We start from the raw sequence: 21,469 nt of genomic DNA, 5'->3' as shown, positions 1-21,469 counted from the left end.
GGCTACTGCAAGACGAGGTTATTCAGAATCAGCGAGGAACGAGTAGGGAACTCATGAATTGTGGATAACTTCCGCTAGCAATTCAAGATTTCCCGGTTGTGGACGGAGGTGGAGAGATTAGAACACCATGGGACGGTCGTACTCGTCCTCGAACGTTCCGCCGAGGAGCGATGGGTCGATGTCGACAACTACGGGCACATGATCGCTCGGCGCGTCACCCTTGCGCTCATCGCGGTGAATACTCGCGTCCGTGACGGTATCGGCGAACGCTTGCGATCCAAGTATGAAGTCGATGCGCATGCCCTCGTTCTTCGGAAAGCGACCTGCCTTGTAGTCCCAGAACGTGTATCCGTCGGGAACGATGGGTCGCACAACATCGTCGAGATAGGGTGCGAACGCGTCGAACGCAGCGCGCTCAACCGGCGAAATATGGGTTGAGTGTCCCGGAACAAAGCTCGGATCACCCATGTCGGAGTCGAGCGGGGCTATGTTCCAGTCGCCCATGAGTGCAAGCGCGAGTTCTGGGTCCTCTCCAAGCCAGGTATCGACGTTGTTCTTAAGCTGCGTCAGCCACTCAAGCTTGTATTCAAGATGTGGATCGTCGAGGGAACGCCCGTTCGGAACGTACAGGTTCCACAACCTCAGGTCGCCAACGGTGAGTCCAAGTGCGCGCGCTTCAAGCGGCAGCCCGTTCGGGCCGAGGCCCTGAGCTTCTTCTTGACCTTTGATGGGCTTGCCGAATCCCGGCATACCCTCAAAGCTGCGCTCGACATCACTCATCTCGTGTCGGCTCGCAAACGCGACCCCGTTCCACTGATTGAGACCGTGAATCTCGAGTTGATACCCCGCCTGTTCGAATGCTTCGATGGGGAACTGGTCGGGGCGACACTTAATCTCCTGCATTGCAAGCACATCGATGTCTTCGCGCTGCAGCCAGTCAACCACGCGGCCAAATCGAGTGCGGATCGAGTTCACATTCCAAGTCGCGATGCGCATGGACCAAGCCTACTGAGTTCGGACTGCGTTCACAGCTTGAGCCTGGAGGATTGAGGATGACCGCTACAGATTGTTGCGGAAGAGAGGAGCCACGTGGCATCCAAAGAACTCACGCTCGATAGCTTCGCTACGACGGTAGGCACCGAGGGAATCGTCCTCGTTGATTTCTGGGCCGACTGGTGTGGACCGTGTAAGGCCTTCGCGCCGGTGTTTGAGTCAGCATCTGAAACGCACGAAGACATCGTCTTCGGCAAGGTAGACACTGAAGCAGAGCAGCAGCTCGCCGCAAGCTTTCAAATCACTTCGATCCCCACGCTCATGGTCTTCCGCGACGGTATTCTGGTTTACTCGCAGCCGGGTGCGCTCGCAGGACCCCAGCTCGAGCAGCTCGTGCAGGGCGCACGCGATCTCGACATGGACGATGTGCGCAAGCAGGTCGCCGAGCAGCAGGCCGCTGCAAAACAGGCCGCAAACGAGCAGTCGGCAGAATAGCTACCGAGGAGACCAACTCACACATGAACGCAGCTACCGATCCACAGCCAATCATTCTTGATGTGCGCACACCCGAGGAGTATCACGCGGGGCACCTTGATGGGGCGCAACTCGTGAATTATCTTGACGGTGAAGTCCACGAGGCAATTCCGCAGCTCGATCCAACTGCCGATTACCTGGTGTACTGCAAGTCGGGTGGGCGTTCGGGTCATACGGTCGAACTTATGCAGCAGGCCGGATTCACGAGCGCGACAAACCTCGGTGCGCTCGAAGAGGCCGCGGAGGCCACAGGCATCGCCGTCGTTCGGTAGTTCGCACACGCTCACAAACGAAAATACCCGGTCAGATTCTCGTCTGACCGGGTATTTCTCTCTGTGCGCCCCAAGGGATTCGAACCCCTGACCTTCTGATCCGTAGTCAGATGCTCTATCCAGCTGAGCTAGGGGCGCAATGTTGATCTCTCAACCAGAAAGACTTTACACGATCCCGTGCGGATCAGCAAAAGCAGGCACAAAAGCGGGCCCCATGCGCGAGTCGTCACCTCGGGTACGCTTGGATTCGTGCCAGCGAACCCTGCGAGTAACGACCCCACTGTTCAGACACCAGCCTCGACAGCGCCAACTGCAAGTGATCTTGCTCGCGCCGAACGGCTCATCGGAGAAGTGAAAGACTATCCGGCACCCGGCATCCTGTTCCGCGACATCATGCCGCTCCTTGCAGACGGTCCCGCCCTGCGCACGACGGTTGATGCGCTCATCGAACCGTTCCTCGGTAAGTTCGACGTGATTGCTGGCCTTGAGGCCCGCGGCTTTCTGCTCGCAAGCGCGGCGGCCTACGCAAGCGGGGTGGGGCTGTTCCCGATCCGCAAAGCAGGCAAACTACCCCGGCCAGCGGCATCGGTTGGCTACGAACTCGAATACGGTGTGGCTGAAGTTGAGGCCCACAATGACGTGCCACAGGGCAGTCGCGTGTTGCTCATCGACGATGTGCTCGCAACAGGCGGCACCCTCATCGCGGCGCGCCAGCTACTCCGTGAACTCGGCTACGAGGTCGCGGGTATTGCGGTGCTCTTCGAGATCGACGGTCTCGGTGGTAGGTCAGCGCTAGAGGATCCGCACCTGCACACGGTGTTCCGGAGTTAGGCGTGGCGAATAGGGGGAAGCGCGAGCGCAGCAAAATAGCAGAGGAGCTCTTCGATTTTTCGGGCAGCGACCCCGAACTGTTGCGGTCGGGGCGTATACCCGATCCACACCCCGAACACACCGGGTTGTTTCGCTGGCTCGCAGAGGTGCTCGGCAACGTCGAAGAGTTCTTGCGCGCGCGAGGCGGAACCAGCCTGCGCATGGGTATTCGCGTGTTCTGGGGTCTCATCGCGGCAGTCGGAATCTTCTTGCTCGTCGGCCCCATCATCAATAAACCGATGGACTTCGACGAGGTCATTGCGAGTGCCGAGTTCAAAGACGTCGAGTGGGTCGCCCAGAATGCGAGCTTCGACTACGAGGTGAGTCGTGACGACGACGGCAACTTTCGCACTACGGTGCGTGAGGGGTACACCGCGAACTTCGTGAACGGCGCAGAGAGCACGGTGACTAGGCGGATCGTCACCGAGGTTCATGGCCACGACGCAATGTTTGAGCTCGAGTCGGCAACGATCGACGGAGTTCCCGCAGACGCCAAGGTGACGGGCCGGGCGACGACCACAGACATCGTGCTGCGACCGCCAAGCGGCGATAAGTTCGATGGCACCTACGAGATCGAGATGGTGTACAGTCTGCGCGATCTCATCGAAGACACCGACGACAGTGTGACCGGCGACGCGATGCAGCAGTGGCAGTGGCCCGTCTTCGCACCGAGCTGGACCCAGGCAACCAAGGGCCTCGAGGTCTCGGTAGCCCTAGAGCGTGAACTCGACGATGAACTCCTGCGCAAGCCCTACGCGACGGTCGGATGGCTGTTAGTTTCGGGCAACGTCTGGATGGAACCAGACGAGGTCACCGACGAGTGGGTCACCTACTCATTCACGAATGACGACAGTCTCCCACCAAACTCCGATGTCTGGCTGCGCTTCGACTTCACAGATGGCACATTCACGCAGCCCGCACAAACCACGCTGTTCTGGGTGCAAACCTGGGGCCCACTCATCCCGCTCGCTGTGCTCCTCGTGCTCATGCTGTTCGCGCTCGCCGCACGCTGGGTTGTGTGGGCCGACTCGGCGGGTGAGCCGTGGTTCGTGGTGCGCAATGATCCACCCGACGATCTGTCGCCGACGCTCGCCGCGCAACTGCTCGGCAAGCCACGTCACGCTGAGCTTGTGTCGACCCTTGCCGAGCCCACTCGGGGCCACGATGCTGCCGAAAACACCCATGGCAGAAAGCGGAAGTCGCGAAGGCGCAAATGGAGCGACGGTGCACGGCAACAGCTTCGCCATTCGCGGTGGTTGCAAGCGGTCGCCTGGGCGGGTCGCCGCGCGGGCCGCGTTGGCAACCTGCCGTCGGCCATGCGGTGGTCGACACGCTGGGCAGGCGACACCACGGTGGTGGATCAGGGCCTGCGATGGAAGCCTGACAGCTATGTGCGCGACACATTCATCTTCGCGCCGATCGCTGTCACGATGCTGCAGTGGGGCATCCTCCGCCAGCTCTCCGAGCAGTTCATTCTGCTCATCGTGTGGTGGCCGTTCGCGTTCGTCGCTGCGTCAACGATTATCGCCGGCATCGCGGTGTGGGCCGTGCGCAAGCCGAGGCCGCTTACGCGCAAGGGTGCGCTCACGGTGCAGCAGCTGAAAGGTATCGACGTGTGGGCCCGCGGCACGCGCCTGCTCGATCGTGGGCCTGTTGACGATCCACTGTTGCCGTACGCAGTGCTCACCGAGAGCCCGCGAGCTGCTGGCAACGCGGTCATCGAACAGGTTGTGCAAGAGACGGGCGAGCGGCGAATTGTCGACGGTTGGCGCACGCAGCACTTCCTGTCGATTCCGTCGATGCTTGCGTTCGTCGCCACCCTCGCGCTGTTCGCAGGGTCGATCGTGCTCGTCTCGACGCTCCCCACGCCCTACGGCTCGAACGAATACCTTACGTGGCCCTCCTCGGTATCGAAGGGTGCTATCTGGACCCAGACCGAAGGGTTCGAAATCGAGGCTGAGATCTCGCGAGACGATGATGGTGCCGCGCGGCTCGAGGTAGTTGAGCGGCATAGCGTGCAGTTCACGCCGGGTGGATCCTCGGTGCCCCAGTTCGAGCGCGAGTGGCAGACCTCGAGATATGGTCAGGATTTGGGTCTCGTTATCAAGTCGGTGCGCGTCGACGGTGCTGAGGTGAAGTACCACACCGTTGACGGACAGCGCACCCGGGCTTTGGCGACGCAGCTGAGCGAGCCGCTCTCCGGTGTGTATGACGTCGAAATCAGATACGCGCTGACGAATCCGTCTGTCGAGGTGTCAGATGGTGGCGAGGGGCGACAGCAAGTGCGCTGGTCAGGCCTCTTGTGGTTCTGGGATGACACGTTCTACACCGACGGTGACGCGATCTATGACGGGACTTCACCCGTGCGACCCTTGCGGGTGCAGTTCACAATCCCACCTGACCTCGTCGACGACGTCGCGTCTGGCGGGTGGATCGGTTACGGCGACCCCGACAACCAGCCGTATGAGCGTGGCTCCGGCTTCCATGAGTGGGAGTACTCAAACACGATTTACGTTGACGGTCCTTCTGGGAAGGTCGGGGATTCAACCCGCTACGAATTGCGCATCGGTGATGTGGCGCAGTTCGGAGACGGCGCACTCGTGATGACGCTCGACGCCGATAACGTGAAGTCCCGGGTTGATGAGTGGGAGGAAGGCGACACCTCGCTCGGGGCCTTCGAGGTGGATTCTGAGCTAAACGAGACCTTCGGGCAGCACGAGCTCGCGATTAACGGCGACCTCGGAGTCACGCTCAACTTCAAGGATGACACGTTCACGAAAGCTACTGCCGGCGGCCTAATTGATTACCGCGTGAGCTACCAGTTGCCCCTCATGCTTGTGATCGCACTCACCGTCTTGGCAATTGGCGCGTCGGTTGGCGTGTTCCTGTATCTCAAGAAACGCGCCCGCTTGCCGAGCGCCTCAGTGCTGCTCACTTCGATGGGCACGATCCTGCTGCTCGCGGTCGCGCAGTCTGTTGTGTTCTGGTGGGTGACGGGCACGATGGCGGGCAGCGATGTGAAGGTGGGCTTGCTCATTGCATCCAGCCTGCTCATGTGGGTGACCGTCATTGGGCAGTGGATCGTGCTCGCAGCCACCGGTTCGACGAAACGCACGACGAAGAACCGCTAGTTGCGTCATACGTCGTCACGTGAGTCGTATCTCTGCTCGATCGGGGGTAGTTTCGCAGTATGACGACCATTGAGACCACCACCGCAGGAAGCCTGCCGCGTACGCAGGCACTTATCGACGCGAACGCCGCGCGCACCTTTGAAGACGACGGATTCACGCTGAAGTCGACCCCCGAGTTCAACGAGCTCGTCGCCGAAGCCGTGCGCGACGTAGTTGCGCGCCAGCGCGAGGTTGGCATCACGCAGCCGGGTGACGGCGAGTTTGGCAAGGCGATGTCGAACGCGGTTGATTACGGTGCTTGGTGGGGGTACTCGTTCCAGCGCGTGAACGGGCTCTCGCTCACCGAGGTGAATGCGTTCAACGAGCCAGCTCGCCGCTCGACTCCGGGCAACGTGCAGCTCACGGCGTTCCTTGATCGTCGCGACCGGGCCGCGTTTGCCGATGCGTACAACGACCCCGAGAGCGGCATTGCGACCGGCCGAACTGCAACCGCGTTTCCCACCACAACGAGTGAGATCTCGTATCGCGGCCATGATGCCGTGGCCGCAGACACCCAGCACCTGCGCGCTGCACTGAACGAGGGTGAGTCTGGGTTCCTCACCGCGATCGCTCCCGGTTCGGCCGCGCGTGTGCGCAACGACTTCTACCCGACCGAGCAGGAGCACATCGACGCCTGGGTCGGCGCGCTTCGCGAGGAATACCGTGCGATCACCGACGCGGGTCTGATCTTGCAGCTCGATGATCCGTCGCTCGCCGAAAACTGGGATCAGATCAATCCCGAGCCGAGTGTCGAGGACTATGTGGCGTTCACGCAGATCCGCATCGATGCCATCAACGAGGCGATCAAGGGCCTGCCCAAGGAGCAGGTTCGCTTGCACCTGTGCTGGGGCTCGTGGCACGGCCCGCACACCACCGATATTGAGCTCAAGCACATTCTGAAGACCGTGCTCGGTGCGAATGTTGGCCAGATTTCGTTCGAGGCTGCGAACGCGAGGCACGAGCACGAGTGGGCTGTCTGGGAAGAGAACAAGGGCCTCATCCCAGACGACCTCATCCTCGTACCGGGCGTCGTAGGTCACTCTACGAACCTCGTCGAGCACCCCGACCTCGTTGCGCAGCGCATCGAGCGCTTTGCAAAGATCGTTGGCCCCGAGCGAGTCATCGCCGCGACCGACTGCGGGCTCGGCGGGCGCGTACACCCGCAGATCGCCTGGGCGAAACTCGAGTCACTCGGTGAGGGTGCGCGCCGCGCTGCTTCGCGTATTTAGTGGTGTGGATCGGCGAGCTCGATCCTCGACCAATTCGTGAGGTCGCGGAGGAGCTGGCGGTCGTGGCTCGTCACCACGACCGCGGCCGGCATGGCACAGAGCGCCTCGGTGAGTTCGTCTACGAGTCCAATCGAGAGGTGGTTCGTCGGCTCATCGAGCAAGAGCACCTGAGGCTTGCTTGCCAGTGTGATCGCGAGATCGAGGCGCCGCTGCTGACCGATCGAGAGCTCGCCGACGCGTTTCGACGTGTCCGCGGAACGCAGCAGCCCGAGCGAGGTGAGCGATACTGTGTCGTCGCCTTGCGCCGCCGATCTAAAGACGTCAGCCGCGGTTCGGCGCAGCGGCAGGTCAGACTCCTGACTGAGCAGCGTGATCCGCGCAGTTGTGGATCGCGTCACCCTCCCCGCATCCGGCTCAAGTTCGCCTGCGAGCAGCCTGAGCAGCGTCGACTTACCCGCACCGTTCGGGCCGGTGATGAGGAGCTTCGATCCACCCTGCACTTCGACCGCAGGAACCGGCGCGAGCCGACCGTGCAGCACGACCCCTTCGGCCTCAATAAGCACTGAACCTGAGCGTGCTTTGAGCTCGGGAAAGTTGAACCGAAGCGGCGGCTCTGGCACCGTGACCGCGTGGGCCTCGAGTGCTTCACGTCGCCTGTGTACCGACTGGGTGATGCCAGCGGCTCGGCTTTGGCGCTGATGCTTACCTGTGCCTTTGTCGGGTCGCCATCCAGTCGAAAGCCGACTCTGCGCAGCAACCAGGTCATCATGCAGCTGTGCACGCTCTGCTTGCTCGCGTTCGTACGTTTGCTCCCAACGTGCGACCTCGGCCGCCCTGCCCTCCCGGTAAGCGTCGTACCCGCCGTACACACGTGCCTTTCCGTCGAAGGTTGGGTCGAGGTCAACGATGATGTTCGCGACATCGGCGAGTAGGGCGCGATCGTGGCTTACGAGTGCGACCCCACCACGCCTCGCCCGTAGACTCACCGTGAGAAAGTCGAGCCCCGAGCGATCGAGGTGATTCGTCGGCTCGTCGAGCAGCAGCAGGTCGTGGTCGCCGCCGAGCAAGCATGCGAGCCTCACGCGGTATCGCTGCCCGACCGAGAGCGTGTCGAGCCTGTGGTCCCGGTCGAAGTCTGCGTCGAGCTCGCGAAGTGCGAGCGTAACTCGGCGCTCAGCACCCCATGCCTCGAGGGCCTCAACGTGCTCGAGCGCCTCGGCATAGCGAGTTTCAGCATGTGGATCGTCACCGCTCCCGAGCCCTGCCGCCGCTGCATCGAGCTGCTCGAGCGCCGCAGTTGATTCTGCGATCGCTTCAGTGACGGCGTCTTCGACAGTGCGCTCGTCGTGCGTGGGCATCTCTTGGTCGGCGACGCCGATCGATCCAATGCGAGTGACTGATCCACTGTCTGGCTCAAACCTGCCAGCGAGCAATTGCAACAGGGTGGTCTTGCCGCGACCGTTCTCGCCGACGATGCCGACGCGTGATTGTGCTGAGATCGACAGGTCGATCTTGTTGAGAATGCGATTGCCGCCGCGCGAAACTGAGGCGGAGGCGAGAGTTATTTGGGCGCGTGCAGACGCCCCAGAGTGTTTTTGGGTATGCAAAATACTTCCTCGGTGTCGGAGTTACAGAAGACCGATCACCGAACTAGAGAAAGAAGTAATGCTTATGCACGCGTCTAGGGTACCAGGTTGGTTTGTAGCGAGGTGGATCGGTGGGGCGTTCGGGATAGTCGCGCATCGGGGTTCGCGTGGCAACGAAGGTGACACGCGGGGCGCGTCAAAAATGCGACGCATTTTTGCCTGGCGCGCTGGGCCGACTGGCCCAGGTTTAAGCGAATAGCCCGAACGCCCCACCGATCCGGACCGCTACTGAGCCTCGTCGTAGACGGCGATGAGACGCCCGACGACCCCGCCTTCGCGGAGGCGATCGATCGCTTCGGGAATCTCTGCGTGCGTGATGAGGTTCACCGGCGGGTTGAGATCGCCAGAGCGCATCAGCTCGTAGAGGTTCTCGAGATCCTCCTTGGTGCCCGAGTTCGAGCCCTTCACAGTGAGCTGCTTTGTGATGAGCTGGAGGGTGTCGAGGCGCGCCTCGAGCTTGCCCATACCCACCTGCACGAACACGCCGAACTTCGAGAGTGCGTTCACGCCTGATTCGGTGGTAACGCCGAAACCTGCGTAGTCAACCACAACTTCGAGGCCCTTGTCGGCAAACTCTTCGATCGATTCGCCAACTCCTGCGAGGCCGATTTCGTCGGCAAGCTCGCGCGCGGCTAGGCTGAGATCTGCGCCGTACACTTCAGCCCCAGAAAGTACTGCGACGCGGGCGCCAATGTAGCCGAGTCCACCGAGTCCGATGACTCCGACCTTCGTGCCCTTCTTCACCTCGCCGAGGGTCATGATGGCGTGGTATGCCGTGAGGCCTGCGTCGGTCGCCATAGCGCCGAGTTCGAATGAGACCTCGTCGGGCAGCTTGACGAGGTTATCGTCAGTTGCGAGGAGCTTCGGCCCGAAGCCGCCGTCCCACTTGCCGTACCCGAGTGCGTCTCCGTCGGAGAACATCGGTGCGAGGCCTACGCGGTCGCCGACCTTCCAGTGATCCATGCCTTCGCCCACCTCGGTGATGACGCCAGCGTTCTCGTGGCCCATCGTGCGGGGGAGTGTGGGGAAGAGGCCCATCCAACCTTCGTCGTCGAGCGCAGAAACGTCAGAGTGGCAGACGCCGGCTACTCGAACGGTGACAACGACCTGACCTGGCCCAGCGGTGGGTTCGGGTACCTCGTTGAGCTCAAGAGGTTTGTTGGTTCCTGTGAACTGCCATGCCTTCATGTCACAACTCCTTTTATATTCGTTTGCATATAAATACAACCGGCTTCAAATGCGAAGTATTCCTGGGTGGATCTTCTGTGGGTGCGGCGCGTGTCGCCGCTCGGCGCAGAATAGAAAAAGGGTCGCACGTCCAGTGTGACGCGCGACCCTTCTGATTGGCTGATTAGTTGTTTACGCCGAATCCGCCAGTCCAGGTGATCTTCTCGCCAGCGGCGAGGGTGAGCTGCAGGAACCCGATTGCTTCGAGCTCGTGCGCGCGCTTCAGTGAGCCCGCGTCGATCGCGCCGAGGCCGCCTGCCTGCACTGCTGTAACAAGAGCTGACTTCGCGTCTGCGTCGTCACCCGCGACGAGCACAGTGGTCTTGGTGTCGCCTACCTTGCCTGATGCGAGTGTTGCCGCGAAGGTGGTGTTGAAGGCCTTGAGTACGCGCGAGTTGGGCAGAGCACTCTGAATTTCAGCTGCTGCTGAGCTGCCAACCGGCACGGTGAGCGAGTCAAAGGTCTCGAAGTTCAACGGGTTGGTGATGTCAACGACAGTCTTGCCAGCGAACTTATCCGCATTGTTCTTGAGGATCTCAGCGACCGCGGGGTACGGCACTGCGAGAACGACAGTGTCGCCATTCACTACCGCGTCGGCGGCCTGTTCGTGCGACACGTAGTCGACTGAGGCGCCGCCGTTTGCAAAGACGCCGCCGATTGCGTTTGCCATGTTGCCGGTGCCGAAGATTGTGAATGAAGCCATGATGGGTTTCCCCTTTAGTTGTACGTGTAACTAAATGATAGACACACTTTGGTTGTAAGTGCAACCAAAGTGGCTGAATTCGAGCTGTTATCCGTATGCGTGCTCAATCGCAGATGCGATGTCCTGCGGACCAGTGATTCGGGAAAGCAGTTCGTCGCTGTCGCTTACAACCCATACCGCGCACTCTTCGAATGTGCGGCCACCGTGACCGCCCGTATCAAGATGGCCGTGGTCGGTCGTGATCACAACGATCCACTCATCTCGATCGCCGCGCGCCGCAAGGGCATTGAGCACAGAGCCGATGTGTTCGTCGCAGCGCTCGATTGCCTTGAGATAGCTCGTGCCGATTCCCTCAGTGTGCCCGACGGTATCGACCTGACCGAAGTACACGAAACCACCATCAACTTCTGGAACGCCGACGAGTTCGATGGCAGCATCGCGAACCATCACGTCGCCCGGAATGTATATTTCCGGGGTCTCGACGCGGAGCGGTGCTGCGAACGCACGCACAAGTGAAGGGTTGACGATAGGGCCACATTCGACCCGACTCGTAAGTGGTGGCCACGATGCCGCAGCAACCGGATGTTTGGCCTTTCCAGCGGTAACGAGCCGCGAGAAAACGTCTGGCACTCGCATGGTTGGTTGCTGAATATTGTCGTGAACGCCGTGCTCTTCGGGAAAGGCTCCGGTGAGAATGGTGCTCCACATGGGGCCCGAGACGGTGTGGCATCGTTCATCGATATCGATCGCAGTACGGCCACCGCGCTCAGCAACAGCATCGATGTGCGGGGTCGATGCCTGTTCGAGTGAATCACGTCTGACGCCGTCGAGACCGAAGAGAAGGACTTTCTTGGTCATGCTGCAGTTGCTCCTTCGTATGTTTCCATTACCTGCTCAGAACCCACTGCGACCAAGCGCCCCTTCGAGTAGACGTTAATGTCCTTCGCATCGACGCTCACGTCGACGGCACTGTCATCTTCGATGTGCACGGCAAGTGACCCAGTAACTACTGCCTTAAGTTTCTCCTCGCCTGCGAGCTGGAGTTTGAGTGAACTCGTTGAACCGAGGTAGGTGCGCGTTCTCACCCGTGCAGGAACCCATCTCGCTTCAGCCCATTCATTGACGACGCTGTTTGACCGCCGAGCTCCTCCGGCCAGAGTTACATTCACGCTCTCCGCCCTGAATGAGCAGCGCACCTTTTCTCCGTCGGGCACGGGTGACGGGAGGTCGAAGAGTCCCTCCCACCTGAGTCGACCCTCCGAGGCTACGACTTTGATATCGTTACGGCGACCAATGAAGTTCGCGCCCTCGCGATGGCTTGGTCTTGCGTAAATCTCTGCTGGTTCTGCGACTTGCAAGATGCCCGAACTGCCCATGAGCACAATCCGATCCGACATGGCGAACGCCTCGGTCTGATCGTGCGTAACGAAGATCGTAGTGATTCCGACCTCTTTTTGAATGTCGCGGATCTGATCGCGCAAACGCGATCGTACCTGGGCATCAAGTGCACTCAGTGGCTCGTCGAGGAGGAGAATGCGCGGGCGAGGGGCGAGCGCCCGTGCGAGAGCGACCCGCTGTTGCTGACCCCCTGAGAGCTGTTTTGGCCGCTTATGCTGGTGCTTTTCTAGCCCGATGAGCTCGACCATCTCGTCAACCCTCCGCTCGATATCGGCCCGTTGCATTCGAGCTGCTTCGAGCGGGAACGCGATGTTCTTGCGCACGGTCATGTTCGGGAAGAGGGAATACTGCTGAAACACCATGCCAATACCGCGCTTCTGCGCGGGTACGTTCGTCATGTCGACACCATCGAACTCGACGCTGCCTGAGTCGAAAGACTGAAGGCCAGCAATAACCCGAAGCAGTGTCGTCTTGCCGCACCCGGAAGGTCCGAGCAGGGAGACGAATTCTCCTTCAGAGAATTCGAGCGACACGTCGTCGAGAACGACATGATCTCCATATGCTTTGCGAACGTTCTTCACAGTGACCGCGCTCATCGCTTCACTCCTTTTCTATTTTGTAGCTTTTGCGAACCACCCAGCGTGGGTTGTGCGGGATCAGAGTCGATACGACTGAGAACCATCGAGACAGCGAACAACACGAGGAAAATCGCGAACGAGACTGCGGCGAGGTCGGTGCCTGCCCCTGGAACGCGCCCGTGGAACATGCGCAACGTCCAGAGCGGCAGTGTTTCATAAGCGCCACCGATGATGATTTGCGTGATCGCGAACTCACCGAAAGCTGCCGAAGCAACAAGCAGCGTGCCTGACATGATGCCCTTCTTTGCCGATGGCACGGCCACCCGAGTGATTGTCTGCCACCACCCTGCGCCGCTCATCTGTGCTGCCTCAGCGAGCTGCTTCACGTTATTCGAAATCAATGAGCTCTCGACTGCCCAATATAGGTACGGAAATGTCACTGCTGAGATCGTCACTACGAGCAGTCCCACTGTGGCGAAGAGTTGCGGGGCGAATTCTCCTACCGTGAGCTGCATGCCAGCAGCGATCACGATCCACGGCAGTGCGAAGGGCGCGATCGCAAGCGCGTGGAAGAGCGATCGGAGCCGGGGTGACACGACAACCGCGATGTAGGCCGCGGGAATCACAACGATCCAGTTGATCACACACACCATGAGCGTGACGAAAAGCGACCGGCCGGTGGCCTGCACAACGTCGGTATTCTGCAGAGCATTCTTCCAGTGCTCCAGAGTGAACGCAGATGGTAAGACAGTTCCATCCCACACTCGCGAGAAGCTGAAGAGGAGTAGCGCGAGAAGCGGTAGCCCGAGGTACACGAACAGCAGAACGATGGGTATGCGCGAGCTATTGAATCGCTGAACACGGGTGGGACGTGTCGAGCTCTGAGTCAGTGTAAGTGTCACAGTATCTTCTCCCCTCGGCGCTGCACAGTGCGGTACAGCCAGATCAATGCAATCGCTTGGACCATGAGCAACACGGCGAGCGTGGCTGGGTGCTCGAGCCCGAAGATTCCCCCCTGCACTCCGAGCCCAATTTGAACGGAGAGTAAGTCGACCGAACTGGGAGACTGGGTTACCACATATGGCACTCCATACGCTCCCATCGCCCACATAAACACCTGAAGCGCGTTGCCGAGCACGAAGGGCGTGAGCACGGGTATGCCAACACGAGTCCAGTATCGCCAGGTACCCGCACCTGCCATGCGTGACGCTTCACGCCACTCGTCGCGAAGCAGCGCATAGCTCGGCAAGGTGAGGAGGAGATAGAGGGGAAGGTGCACGTACAACATGATGATGTTCAGCCCCGCCATTGATCCGAGTGTGGGAAATTCGGTGGGTTCAAAGATTTTGCCCCACAGGATCGAGAGCATCCCGTTCGCCCCAATGAGTAAAAGGAATGCAAACGCGAGACTCGGTCCGCCGAAATTCGATGCGACATTAATTGCCGACATCACCCACCCGCGCGACTTCGTTGAGAGGCGGAGGAGCGCGAGAGCTATTGGGGTACCGATGCCCACGCAGAGCAACGTTTGCCAAAGCGCAAATTGCACCGAGTTGAGAATCGCCGCGCGGTCGACTGGGTTTGCAAAGACTTGCACGAAGTTGTCGAGTCCGACTCCATCTGGGGTTTGGAGTGCGGTGTGCATGAGCATGATCATGGGAAATACCAGGCACGCAGCACCGAGGAGGACCATCGGGAGTGCGGGTAGGGTGCGAGCGAGCGTGTAGAGCTTCATGGTTCGCGAACTCTTCCGTATCTAGGTGGGGTAGTCATTGGGGGTGTGTGAGGCGATACCGCCTCACACACCCGTTGACTTAGTTCTTTACGTTCGCGTTATAGTCAGCGAGCAATTGCTCGGGATCAATGAGCGAGGCATCGAAGGTTTGGGTGTTCGCATAGTTCTCCTCGGGCAACCAGCGTGCGCGCCGTTCTTCTGGAACCTCGAGGTCGCCGTTCACGAAGCGAATCGGTCTGGCGCCGAAGTCAGCAAACTTGAGCTGCGCTTCGTCTGTGAGTACGTAATCCATGAAGGCCTTGATGAAGTCCATCGACTCAGAGTTGTGACCGTTCGCAAGGATTGATGAAGGCATGTAGATTGAGCCGTCGGACGGAACGACGAATGAGAGTGATACTCCCTGTGCTTCAGCCTGTTCGATCGCTGCGATCGCGTTGAAGTCGTACTGCACCATTACCCCGTACTCGCCGCGGATTAGTGCGTCGATGCTGGGAGATACGTCAGAGACATTCGTTGTAGCGAAGAGCTCATTGAGATACTCCCAGGTCGCATCCGTATCGGTGACGTCGCCGCCGCGCGCGAGTGCGATTGAGAGGTCGACTGCCTGCTGGGTTCCGCCGATCGGCTCATTGAGACCGCTCGAAGCGACCTTTCCGTTGGCATATTCCGGCTTCAGCAGGTCATCCCAAGTCTGCGGTGCTTCAGAAACAGAGTCATTGACGAGGAAGCCGACGACTCCGGTGAATGTATTGATCCAACCGCCGTTTTCTCCGTACTGACCGGGCAGCAGGTCCTCGGCACCTTCCGGAACGTACGGTGCCGTGACTCCGGCGCCCTCAGCAACCTGCCCCCAGAGGCCACCGATGTCGCTGAGGTACCCAATCGGGTTCCCTTTTTCTGCCGCGTATCGCTGGATCGCCTCTCCTGAGGACATGTCGCTGTCAACGTGCGAGCATGTGAGGTCATTGATCTCGCAAAAATCTTCGAACAGAGCGCCGTAGTTTGCCCATTCGTCCGGTAGAGCGTACGTGGTGAATGGGTCGGCCTGGGCTTGGAGATTCTCCATCACCGGTGCTGCGGTCCAGTCCCCTTCGGCAGCTTGTGAGGTCGAGGAGCAGCCGGTGAGCACGAGTGCGGCGGAAGCAGTGAGTCCGAGGACTCCAATGAATTTCTTTTTCATGAGATACCTTTCGAGGTGAGCAGCGCAGATCGCAGTGGGTCTGAGGGTGGGGTCGAGGATGCGTTGAGGAGCGACTCAAGAGAGGCGCGGGCAAATCCGAGTGCGGTCGTCATGCCGATGCCCGTCGTTACGGAGATTGCGCGTACTCCAGGGAGCGGATTTTCACTGACGAAGTTGGTCGAGGCAGAGGAGGCATAGAGGCCGCGCCACCGACGGCGGATGGTGAGGTGGTCGACACCGAAAAGTTGCTGAGTTTCTCGGAGTAGCAGATCGTCGCTGCGCTCAAGCTCAAAAGGGGACTCGGTTCGTTCGCGATGATGGGTATCGCCGACGATGAGGATGCCGTCAGGGCGCTGAGTAAGCATGTGGTTGAGATCGTGTTCAAGCAATTCTGGGCGCTCCTGCGCAAAATGCGCCCTCAGCGCGTCGTGTGACGGGAGCTCTCGGAACGCGTCGTATCGCAAAAGCGAGAGTCCCGTGAGGATCCCAGGGTTGATGCGCACACCACGTGGCGGTTCGATCTCGAGCATCCGAAGACGGCACCGCTCAACAGAATGCAGGTCCGCAATCTCTGGGAAGAATCGATCAATGTCGTGATTCACTGCAAGGACTATGTACTTGGTGTTGAGCTTTCCTCGGCTGGTGTACACACAACCAGGCTCGAGTCGGCCTGCATTTGTGGCGTAGTAGAAATCGACGCCCTGATCACCGAGATGGCGTGCGAGAGTGGGTATCGCCGTGAGCGGATCGAGCTTGAGGTCATACGGGAGATGCAGACCGCTGTGAATGTGTGCTGCGTCTGTGCCAAGCACATCTGCGGCTTGCACGGAGTCGAGGTGCCGTGTTTCGACAACGTTGGTCGCCGCGAATTCCTCTGTGACCGCGGCCTCGAGTTCATTGCGCAGTATCACGGTTGTACCGACTTCGCCGACCGTGATGCCGGTCGCAGCAGCGATCGCGAGCCACTCCGCCCGGGCAATCTCGGCGTATTCACGTGCCTTGCCAGAATGTGCCGAAACTCCAATGTGGCCGAAGTTTCGCACCGATGCGCCGACGGCAGCATCATCACGCTCCACGATGGCGATGCGTAGTCCCAGACGAAGTGCGTGCCAGGCGTGAGAGAGACCGACAATCCCTGCTCCAATAATCACAAGATCGTACTGATGCACTGAGAGCGCTTTTGGTGCGGATATAGGTTCGAAGTTTCGTTCAAGCACGAGGCAATGTAAGCACGTCTTGACTAGACATGTTGGCGAGTTTTCGCAATTGACGTTGACACTTCATCTCTCGTTCTTCTTGGTCAGCCATTGTTTGCTCAATCGGGTGATCTCAGGAAAAAACTCCTGTTCATGGCAACAATAGACGGAGCGTCGGACACGGCTTTGCCAAGCGTGTGGTGGAATGGCAGCTCGGTCCTACCCGCCTAAAATGATTCTTCATCCGTTGTTTACCCTTAGGCATGCGGCCACGTGTATAGACTTCTTCGTATGGACCTGAGCGCCGCCGACGAGTCGAAGCATGTTGCAATCGCGAACCACTTGCGTCACGCGATTGAATCGCGCGAGTTTCCAGTCGGCAGCGAGATTCCGTCGGAGTCGACCCTGGTCAAACAATTCGACGTTTCGCGTGGAACGATTCGCCAGGCGCTCGCTACGTTGCGTCACGAAGGCCTCATCCACACGAGCCGCGGGCGACGCCCTGTTGTTCACGCGCAACCGCTCGCGCAGTCGATTGATGACTTCTTCTCATTCTCATCGTGGGTGGTTGCGCAGGGGCACATTCCGGGGCAGCGGACCATCGAGATCTCCCGACGCCGACGTGAGAGCCCTGAGCCCGAACTGCCTCTTGGGTACCCAGAAGGCGACTTTCTTGTTCATCTCACCCGCTTGCGTCTCATCGATGACCGCCCCACCATGATTGAGCGATCGACGTTTCACGATTCTGTCGGTCAGGCGTTGATGAACTTCGATACTGACAGCGGATCAATTTATGAGTATTTGATCGAACGCGGTGCCGAACTCGACGAAGGCACACACCTCGTCGATGCCGTTCCGGCGAACGCGCTCGATTCAGAGCTCCTCCAGGTCGAACCGGGTAGCCCGATTCTCAGAGTCCGCCGCAATACCACCTCGGCTGCGGGACATGTACTCGAATACTCGGAAGATCGGTATCGATCTGACCTCGCGAACATACGGATTCGCAACTCTCGAGCAGATTCGGCTGCGCTGGTGAGCGCGTCGCGAAGCACCGCCGTGAATGCTCGATGATCCACCTACGAGCCCGACCCAAACTACGCCTCTCGACAAGGAGATACGCATGACTTTCAGCCTGGTTTCACTCGATATGGCAGGCACCACATTCGATGACGGCAATACCGTGTATGAGGTCTTGGGTGAGTCGGTTTCGCGAGCGATAGGGGCCGAGGTACCTCGTCAGCTTGTGGATAAATGGACTGGCACGTCAAAGCATGAAGCTATTGAGGGGATGCTCGCCGCGCTCCAGAGTGATGCGGATTCGAATGATGTGTACGCAGAGTTCACGAAGGCGCTTGTTGATCGGTATCGGAACGACCCGCCCGCGCCGTTCGCTGGAGTGACCGAGATGTTCGCTCAGCTTCACGACGAAGGAGTGAAGGTTGCGCTCCAGACCGGGTACTCGCGCCCCATCGCCGAATTGTTGCTCGAGGGGCGGGGTGGAAGGTAGGAACGCACGTCGACGCGCTCGTTTCTTCGGACGAAGTCGTCGCTTCTCGCCCGGCGCCTTATCTTATTTTTCACACCATGGAAGCGACCGGAGTCGACGATGTGCGCAAAGTTCTTGTTGCGGGTGACACGCCCAACGATCTCCTTGCGGGTACGAGAGCGGGTGCTGCGCATGTGGTTGGGGTGCTCTCCGGAGCGCACCCTTCAGAGGAGCTCGAGTGTTCGCCACACACTCACATCATGTCGACCGTCACAGAAATCATGAGCTTGCGCGCCTAGTCCGTTATCAGTAGCTTCAGCCATAGAGTTCGTGGTGGCGCTCGCGAAGTTCTTTGTAGCGCGGATCGGCAGCAGCTTCTTGCCACTTCTCGCGAAAAATGCGTGCGCTCTCAGCCTTTACCGGGTCTTCTTTCTGACGGGGATTCTCGGGTCGGCCGTGGGATCCACACTGCCCCTTCTTGTCCTCGGGAACGGGACCTTTGTATTTCTTGCCTCCGGGGTAATTGGCGTACCGTCTTGCGCGGGTGAAGCCCATCTGCAGAAGCTTGCGAGCCATATCGGCGCCAACGAAGTCTTCTTGTTCGAGGTACTCATAAAACATGGCTAGGATCTTCTCGCTCGAAGCCGTAGCCACCTCAGGCGTGGCAAACCGCCAGTGTGGAAGTATCTCCGATTTATACGGCTCGACCATGAGCACGCCCTGCTCCCCGCGTCCGCTGCGATACAGCCCAGGCTGCTTTCGAAAGTCAATCTTGTCGAAATCGAGGGTGTAGTCGAATTCTGGTGCCATCGATGAGTTCCTCCTCGGGCTTGGTCATTCGGCGGTTTCGCGCGCAAGCTGGGCAAAGCAGCGTTCGATCCGCTCGCGCCACCAAGTCTCACGCTCGTTGTCGGCGCGATAGCGGCTGAGAGCAGCGAGGTTGAGCGCGGGCCTGCGCACCGAAAGCTCGCCGTTCAGGGGAGCAGCGGATCCACCGCGATGTCCCCCTCGAGCAGTGCGACGGTGCCGAGCCCACACGCACCCGCGAGCGCACCGTCGGGCAGCGCCGCGGCGAGGTGGAGGCCCATCGAGATTCCGACCGACGTGTCGAGTGCGCTCGACACCACGACTGGCAACTCCGCTTCTTCGATGATGCGCAGCGCCGACGTGATACCTCCAAGCGGCTGCGCCTTCACGATGAGGAGATCGGCTGCGCCCGCTCGCGCGACGGCGAGTGGATCCTCTGCCTTGCGTACGCTCTCGTCGGCGGCGATGCGCACCCTGCCGCCGAGTTGCGCGCGAACCTCAGCAAGCTCATCGATCGTCGCGCACGGCTGCTCTGCGTAATCGAGCCCAAACTCAGAGAGCGCGGATAGCGCCTCAAGCGTCTCGTCAACCGACCAGTTGCCGTTCGCATCCACGCGAATGAGCCCTTCAGGGCCGAGCTCCTCGCGCACAGCGCGCACGCGATCCACATCGTCGGCGAGGGCCTGCCCGCGCTCTGCGACCTTTACCTTGGCTGTCGTGCACCCGGGGAACCTGGCGAGCACGCCCGCGACCTCGTCGGCAGCGACAGCCGGCACGGTGGCATTCACTGCGATGACATCGTTGTTCAACTCGGGCAACTCACCCCACCCGAACTCGATTGCGGCCTGGAGCCAGCGCGAGGCCTCTGCATCGTCGTACTCGGTGAACGGCGAGAACTCGCTCGCGCCGCTCGACCCCTCAAAGATGACCGCCTCGCGCACCGAAATGCCGCGAAACCTCGTGCGCGTCGGAATCGCAACCACGTGTGCGGCATCGAGTAAATCTTGCAGCGTCGGTGTCGTCATGGTTCGATCCTCCCACTCGGCGGCTGCTCGCGCACCCGAATGTCTCCGGTGGAGCTTATGCTTTCGGCATGAGTACCCGAGTAGAAACGATGGAGTTTCTCACCGACCAGCTGACGGCGCTGCCGAACATTCGCACGCGCAAAATGTTTGGTGAGTACTGCCTGTACTGCGACGAGAAGCCGGTTGCGTTTGTGTGCGACGACGAACTGTTCGTGAAGCCGACTCAGGAGGGGCGTGCGTTCATCGGCGAGCCCGACGAGGCGCCAGCCTATCCCGGGTCCAAGCTGTACTTCAGGGTGAGCGGGGACCGGTGGGAAGATCGGGATTGGCTCACTGAGCTCATCGGGCTAACCGCTTCTGTACTCCCGGCTCCGAAGCCGAAACGGCCGAAGAAGAAACAGTCGGAGCCGCCCGTGCCGAGCGCAGAGCTGTGACACCGGCGCACTGCGTAAGCTAGGGGCATGACTAGCCAGCAGGTTGTGAGCAACGGTGTTTCAGATCTCTTCGATCCAACGATTTGGGAAACTGCGCCTGGTGCAGCGAACTACACCGACATCACAGCTCACCTCAGTCTCGATGGGCGGATCGCGCGCATTGCATTCGATCGACCTGAGGTGCGGAACGCGTTTCGCCCGCACACTGTTGACGAGCTCTTCGATGCGCTCGAACGAGTTCGCGTTAATCCAAGAGTTGGGGTCGTGCTGCTCACCGGTAACGGGCCGTCGCCGAAAGACTGCGGTTGGGCATTCTGCTCGGGTGGCGACCAGCGCATCCGCGGCCGCGACGGCTACAAGTACTCTGACTCTGAGACGGCCGTGGGTCCTGAAGCCCAAGCTCGCGCTGGGCGCCTGCATATTCTCGAGGTGCAGCGCCTGATCCGCTTCATGCCCAAAATTGTGATCGCGCTCGTGCCCGGGTGGGCAGCGGGAGGCGGTCACTCGCTCAATGTGGTTTGCGACCTCACGATCGCAAGTCGCGAGCACGCGAAGTTCAAGCAGACTGATGCCGACGTTGGCTCATTTGATGCGGGCTACGGCAGTGCGTATTTTGCGCGCCAGGTGGGTCAGAAGTTTGCCCGGGAGATCTTCTTCCTCGCGCGCGAGTATGACGCTGAGCGTGCTCGCGAGATCGGGGCAGTGAATGAGGTCGTGCCGCACGCTGAGCTCGAGACCACCGGAGTTGAGTGGGCGCGCACTATTCTCGGAAAGTCTCCGACTGCGATCCGCATGCTGAAATACGCGATGAATGCGGTCGACGACGGCATTGTGGGCCAGCAATTGTTCGCGGGCGAGACCACCCGGCTCGCATATGGCACCGATGAGGCTGTTGAGGGGCGCGATTCATTCCTCGAGAAGCGCGAGCCCGACTGGGCGCCGTACCCCTACCACTACTGAGCCCCCACCCAGTGGGGGAGTTGTAC

Annotated in this window: 21 protein-coding genes, 1 tRNA gene and 1 pseudogene; 10 read left to right on the top strand and 13 right to left on the bottom strand. The window is 60.0% G+C overall.

Going from position 1 to position 21,469, the window contains the following annotated elements:
* Positions 1-117: 117 nt before the first annotated feature.
* On the bottom strand, positions 118-996 hold the full coding sequence (locus H9L06_RS07340) for an exodeoxyribonuclease III (protein WP_187554579.1): 879 nt from the start codon (positions 994-996) through the stop codon (positions 118-120).
* Positions 997-1,089: 93 nt separating this feature from the next.
* On the opposite strand from H9L06_RS07340, the gene trxA reads away from it, so the two are divergent.
* Positions 1,090-1,488 (top strand): thioredoxin, encoded by a 399-nt coding sequence (gene trxA / locus H9L06_RS07335; protein WP_187554578.1) that lies wholly within the window; start codon positions 1,090-1,092, stop codon positions 1,486-1,488.
* Between the two features lie 23 nt (positions 1,489-1,511).
* The gene (locus H9L06_RS07330) at positions 1,512-1,799 is read left to right on the top strand and encodes a rhodanese-like domain-containing protein (protein ID WP_187554577.1); all 288 of its coding nucleotides are present in this window, start codon (positions 1,512-1,514) and stop codon (positions 1,797-1,799) included.
* Positions 1,800-1,863: 64 nt separating this feature from the next.
* On the opposite strand, the gene H9L06_RS07325 is transcribed toward H9L06_RS07330, so the two are convergent.
* Positions 1,864-1,937: transfer RNA gene (locus H9L06_RS07325), tRNA-Arg, on the bottom strand.
* 204 nt (positions 1,938-2,141) lie between these two features.
* On the opposite strand from H9L06_RS07325, the gene H9L06_RS07320 reads away from it, so the two are divergent.
* From H9L06_RS07320 to H9L06_RS07310, 3 genes are read left to right on the top strand one after another with little or no spacing between them, the layout of a single operon-like run.
* Positions 2,142-2,630, top strand: coding sequence for an adenine phosphoribosyltransferase (locus H9L06_RS07320; RefSeq protein ID WP_246454534.1), 489 nt, complete (start codon positions 2,142-2,144; stop codon positions 2,628-2,630).
* Positions 2,631-2,632: 2 nt separating this feature from the next.
* Positions 2,633-5,800 (top strand): DUF2207 domain-containing protein, encoded by a 3,168-nt coding sequence (locus H9L06_RS07315; protein ID WP_187554575.1) that lies wholly within the window; start codon positions 2,633-2,635, stop codon positions 5,798-5,800.
* 59 nt (positions 5,801-5,859) lie between these two features.
* Complete coding sequence (locus H9L06_RS07310; protein ID WP_187554574.1) at positions 5,860-7,068, top strand: cobalamin-independent methionine synthase II family protein; 1,209 nt, start codon at positions 5,860-5,862, stop codon at positions 7,066-7,068.
* Here H9L06_RS07310 and H9L06_RS07305 read toward each other — a convergent pair.
* From H9L06_RS07305 to H9L06_RS07265, 9 genes are all read right to left on the bottom strand, one after another.
* Complete coding sequence (locus H9L06_RS07305) at positions 7,065-8,675, bottom strand: ABC-F family ATP-binding cassette domain-containing protein (protein ID WP_187554573.1); 1,611 nt, start codon at positions 8,673-8,675, stop codon at positions 7,065-7,067. The genes H9L06_RS07310 and H9L06_RS07305 overlap by 4 nt on opposite strands.
* 264 nt (positions 8,676-8,939) lie before the next feature.
* On the bottom strand, positions 8,940-9,902 hold the full coding sequence (locus tag H9L06_RS07300; protein WP_187554572.1) for an alcohol dehydrogenase catalytic domain-containing protein: 963 nt from the start codon (positions 9,900-9,902) through the stop codon (positions 8,940-8,942).
* Positions 9,903-10,065: 163 nt separating this feature from the next.
* A complete protein-coding gene (locus tag H9L06_RS07295) occupies positions 10,066-10,644 on the bottom strand; it encodes an NADPH-dependent F420 reductase (RefSeq protein WP_187554571.1) in 579 nt (192 codons plus the stop codon).
* Between the two features lie 87 nt (positions 10,645-10,731).
* Positions 10,732-11,502, bottom strand: a complete 771-nt coding sequence (locus tag H9L06_RS07290; protein ID WP_187554570.1) for an alkaline phosphatase family protein — start codon at positions 11,500-11,502, stop codon at positions 10,732-10,734.
* Positions 11,499-12,638 carry an ABC transporter ATP-binding protein gene (locus H9L06_RS07285; RefSeq protein ID WP_187554569.1) on the bottom strand — a complete coding sequence of 380 codons (1,140 nt, stop codon included), beginning with the start codon at positions 12,636-12,638 and terminating at the stop codon, positions 11,499-11,501. Before H9L06_RS07285 ends, H9L06_RS07290 begins: the two co-directional genes overlap by 4 nt.
* Positions 12,635-13,522 (bottom strand): ABC transporter permease, encoded by an 888-nt coding sequence (locus H9L06_RS07280; RefSeq protein ID WP_187554568.1) that lies wholly within the window; start codon positions 13,520-13,522, stop codon positions 12,635-12,637. Before H9L06_RS07280 ends, H9L06_RS07285 begins: the two co-directional genes overlap by 4 nt.
* Positions 13,519-14,355: a hypothetical protein gene (locus tag H9L06_RS07275; protein WP_187554567.1), complete on the bottom strand. Its 837-nt coding sequence runs from the start codon at positions 14,353-14,355 to the stop codon at positions 13,519-13,521. Before H9L06_RS07275 ends, H9L06_RS07280 begins: the two co-directional genes overlap by 4 nt.
* Positions 14,356-14,434: 79 nt before the next feature.
* The gene (locus H9L06_RS07270; protein WP_187554566.1) at positions 14,435-15,535 is read right to left on the bottom strand and encodes an ABC transporter substrate-binding protein; all 1,101 of its coding nucleotides are present in this window, start codon (positions 15,533-15,535) and stop codon (positions 14,435-14,437) included.
* Positions 15,532-16,752, bottom strand: coding sequence for a TIGR03364 family FAD-dependent oxidoreductase (locus H9L06_RS07265; RefSeq protein ID WP_223165180.1), 1,221 nt, complete (start codon positions 16,750-16,752; stop codon positions 15,532-15,534). The genes H9L06_RS07270 and H9L06_RS07265 overlap by 4 nt, the downstream gene beginning before the upstream one ends.
* Positions 16,753-17,022: 270 nt before the next feature.
* Between H9L06_RS07265 and H9L06_RS07260 the strand changes: the two genes are divergently transcribed.
* From H9L06_RS07260 to H9L06_RS11775, 3 genes are all read left to right on the top strand, one after another.
* Entirely contained in the window at positions 17,023-17,802 is a 780-nt protein-coding gene (locus H9L06_RS07260) for a GntR family transcriptional regulator (RefSeq protein ID WP_187554565.1), read from the top strand.
* A 49-nt stretch (positions 17,803-17,851) separates the two neighbouring features.
* Positions 17,852-18,238 (top strand): HAD family hydrolase, encoded by a 387-nt coding sequence (locus tag H9L06_RS11780; protein ID WP_246454301.1) that lies wholly within the window; start codon positions 17,852-17,854, stop codon positions 18,236-18,238.
* Between the two features lie 77 nt (positions 18,239-18,315).
* Positions 18,316-18,516 carry an HAD hydrolase-like protein gene (locus H9L06_RS11775; RefSeq protein WP_246454300.1) on the top strand — a complete coding sequence of 67 codons (201 nt, stop codon included), beginning with the start codon at positions 18,316-18,318 and terminating at the stop codon, positions 18,514-18,516.
* Between the two features lie 16 nt (positions 18,517-18,532).
* On the opposite strand, the gene H9L06_RS07250 is transcribed toward H9L06_RS11775, so the two are convergent.
* Complete coding sequence (locus H9L06_RS07250; RefSeq protein WP_187554564.1) at positions 18,533-19,027, bottom strand: DUF4385 domain-containing protein; 495 nt, start codon at positions 19,025-19,027, stop codon at positions 18,533-18,535.
* A 24-nt stretch (positions 19,028-19,051) separates the two neighbouring features.
* Positions 19,052-20,049: pseudogene (locus tag H9L06_RS07245) on the bottom strand (o-succinylbenzoate synthase).
* Positions 20,050-20,117: 68 nt separating this feature from the next.
* Here H9L06_RS07245 and H9L06_RS07240 point away from each other — a divergent pair.
* Together H9L06_RS07240 and H9L06_RS07235 are read left to right on the top strand one after the other, a co-directional pair.
* Positions 20,118-20,483 (top strand): TfoX/Sxy family protein, encoded by a 366-nt coding sequence (locus tag H9L06_RS07240; RefSeq protein ID WP_187554563.1) that lies wholly within the window; start codon positions 20,118-20,120, stop codon positions 20,481-20,483.
* Positions 20,484-20,510: 27 nt separating this feature from the next.
* Positions 20,511-21,443, top strand: a complete 933-nt coding sequence (locus H9L06_RS07235; protein ID WP_382336274.1) for a 1,4-dihydroxy-2-naphthoyl-CoA synthase — start codon at positions 20,511-20,513, stop codon at positions 21,441-21,443.
* Positions 21,444-21,469: the final 26 nt, after the last annotated feature.

Source organism: Leucobacter denitrificans (assembly GCF_014396385.1).
Lineage (GTDB): Bacteria > Actinomycetota > Actinomycetes > Actinomycetales > Microbacteriaceae > Leucobacter > Leucobacter denitrificans.
The sequence above is the reverse complement of the archived record's forward strand: the minus strand, read 5'-3'. Positions and strand labels throughout refer to the sequence as shown.

Bases quoted from the DNA above. Each gene is read 5' to 3' on its own strand.
- H9L06_RS07340 (WP_187554579.1), bottom strand. From the start codon at position 996: ATGCGCATCGCGACTTGGAATGTGAACTCGATCCGCACTCGATTTGGC.
- H9L06_RS07330 (WP_187554577.1), top strand. From the start codon at position 1,512: ATGAACGCAGCTACCGATCCACAGCCAATCATTCTTGATGTGCGCACA.
- H9L06_RS07310 (WP_187554574.1), top strand. From the start codon at position 5,860: ATGACGACCATTGAGACCACCACCGCAGGAAGCCTGCCGCGTACGCAG.
- H9L06_RS07300 (WP_187554572.1), bottom strand. From the start codon at position 9,902: ATGAAGGCATGGCAGTTCACAGGAACCAACAAACCTCTTGAGCTCAAC.
- H9L06_RS07295 (WP_187554571.1), bottom strand. From the start codon at position 10,644: ATGGCTTCATTCACAATCTTCGGCACCGGCAACATGGCAAACGCAATC.
- H9L06_RS07290 (WP_187554570.1), bottom strand. From the start codon at position 11,502: ATGACCAAGAAAGTCCTTCTCTTCGGTCTCGACGGCGTCAGACGTGAT.
- H9L06_RS07285 (WP_187554569.1), bottom strand. From the start codon at position 12,638: ATGAGCGCGGTCACTGTGAAGAACGTTCGCAAAGCATATGGAGATCAT.
- H9L06_RS07275 (WP_187554567.1), bottom strand. From the start codon at position 14,355: ATGAAGCTCTACACGCTCGCTCGCACCCTACCCGCACTCCCGATGGTC.
- H9L06_RS07270 (WP_187554566.1), bottom strand. From the start codon at position 15,535: ATGAAAAAGAAATTCATTGGAGTCCTCGGACTCACTGCTTCCGCCGCA.
- H9L06_RS07260 (WP_187554565.1), top strand. From the start codon at position 17,023: ATGGACCTGAGCGCCGCCGACGAGTCGAAGCATGTTGCAATCGCGAAC.
- H9L06_RS11780 (WP_246454301.1), top strand. From the start codon at position 17,852: ATGACTTTCAGCCTGGTTTCACTCGATATGGCAGGCACCACATTCGAT.
- H9L06_RS11775 (WP_246454300.1), top strand. From the start codon at position 18,316: ATGGAAGCGACCGGAGTCGACGATGTGCGCAAAGTTCTTGTTGCGGGT.
- H9L06_RS07250 (WP_187554564.1), bottom strand. From the start codon at position 19,027: ATGGCACCAGAATTCGACTACACCCTCGATTTCGACAAGATTGACTTT.
- H9L06_RS07240 (WP_187554563.1), top strand. From the start codon at position 20,118: ATGAGTACCCGAGTAGAAACGATGGAGTTTCTCACCGACCAGCTGACG.
- H9L06_RS07235 (WP_382336274.1), top strand. From the start codon at position 20,511: ATGACTAGCCAGCAGGTTGTGAGCAACGGTGTTTCAGATCTCTTCGAT.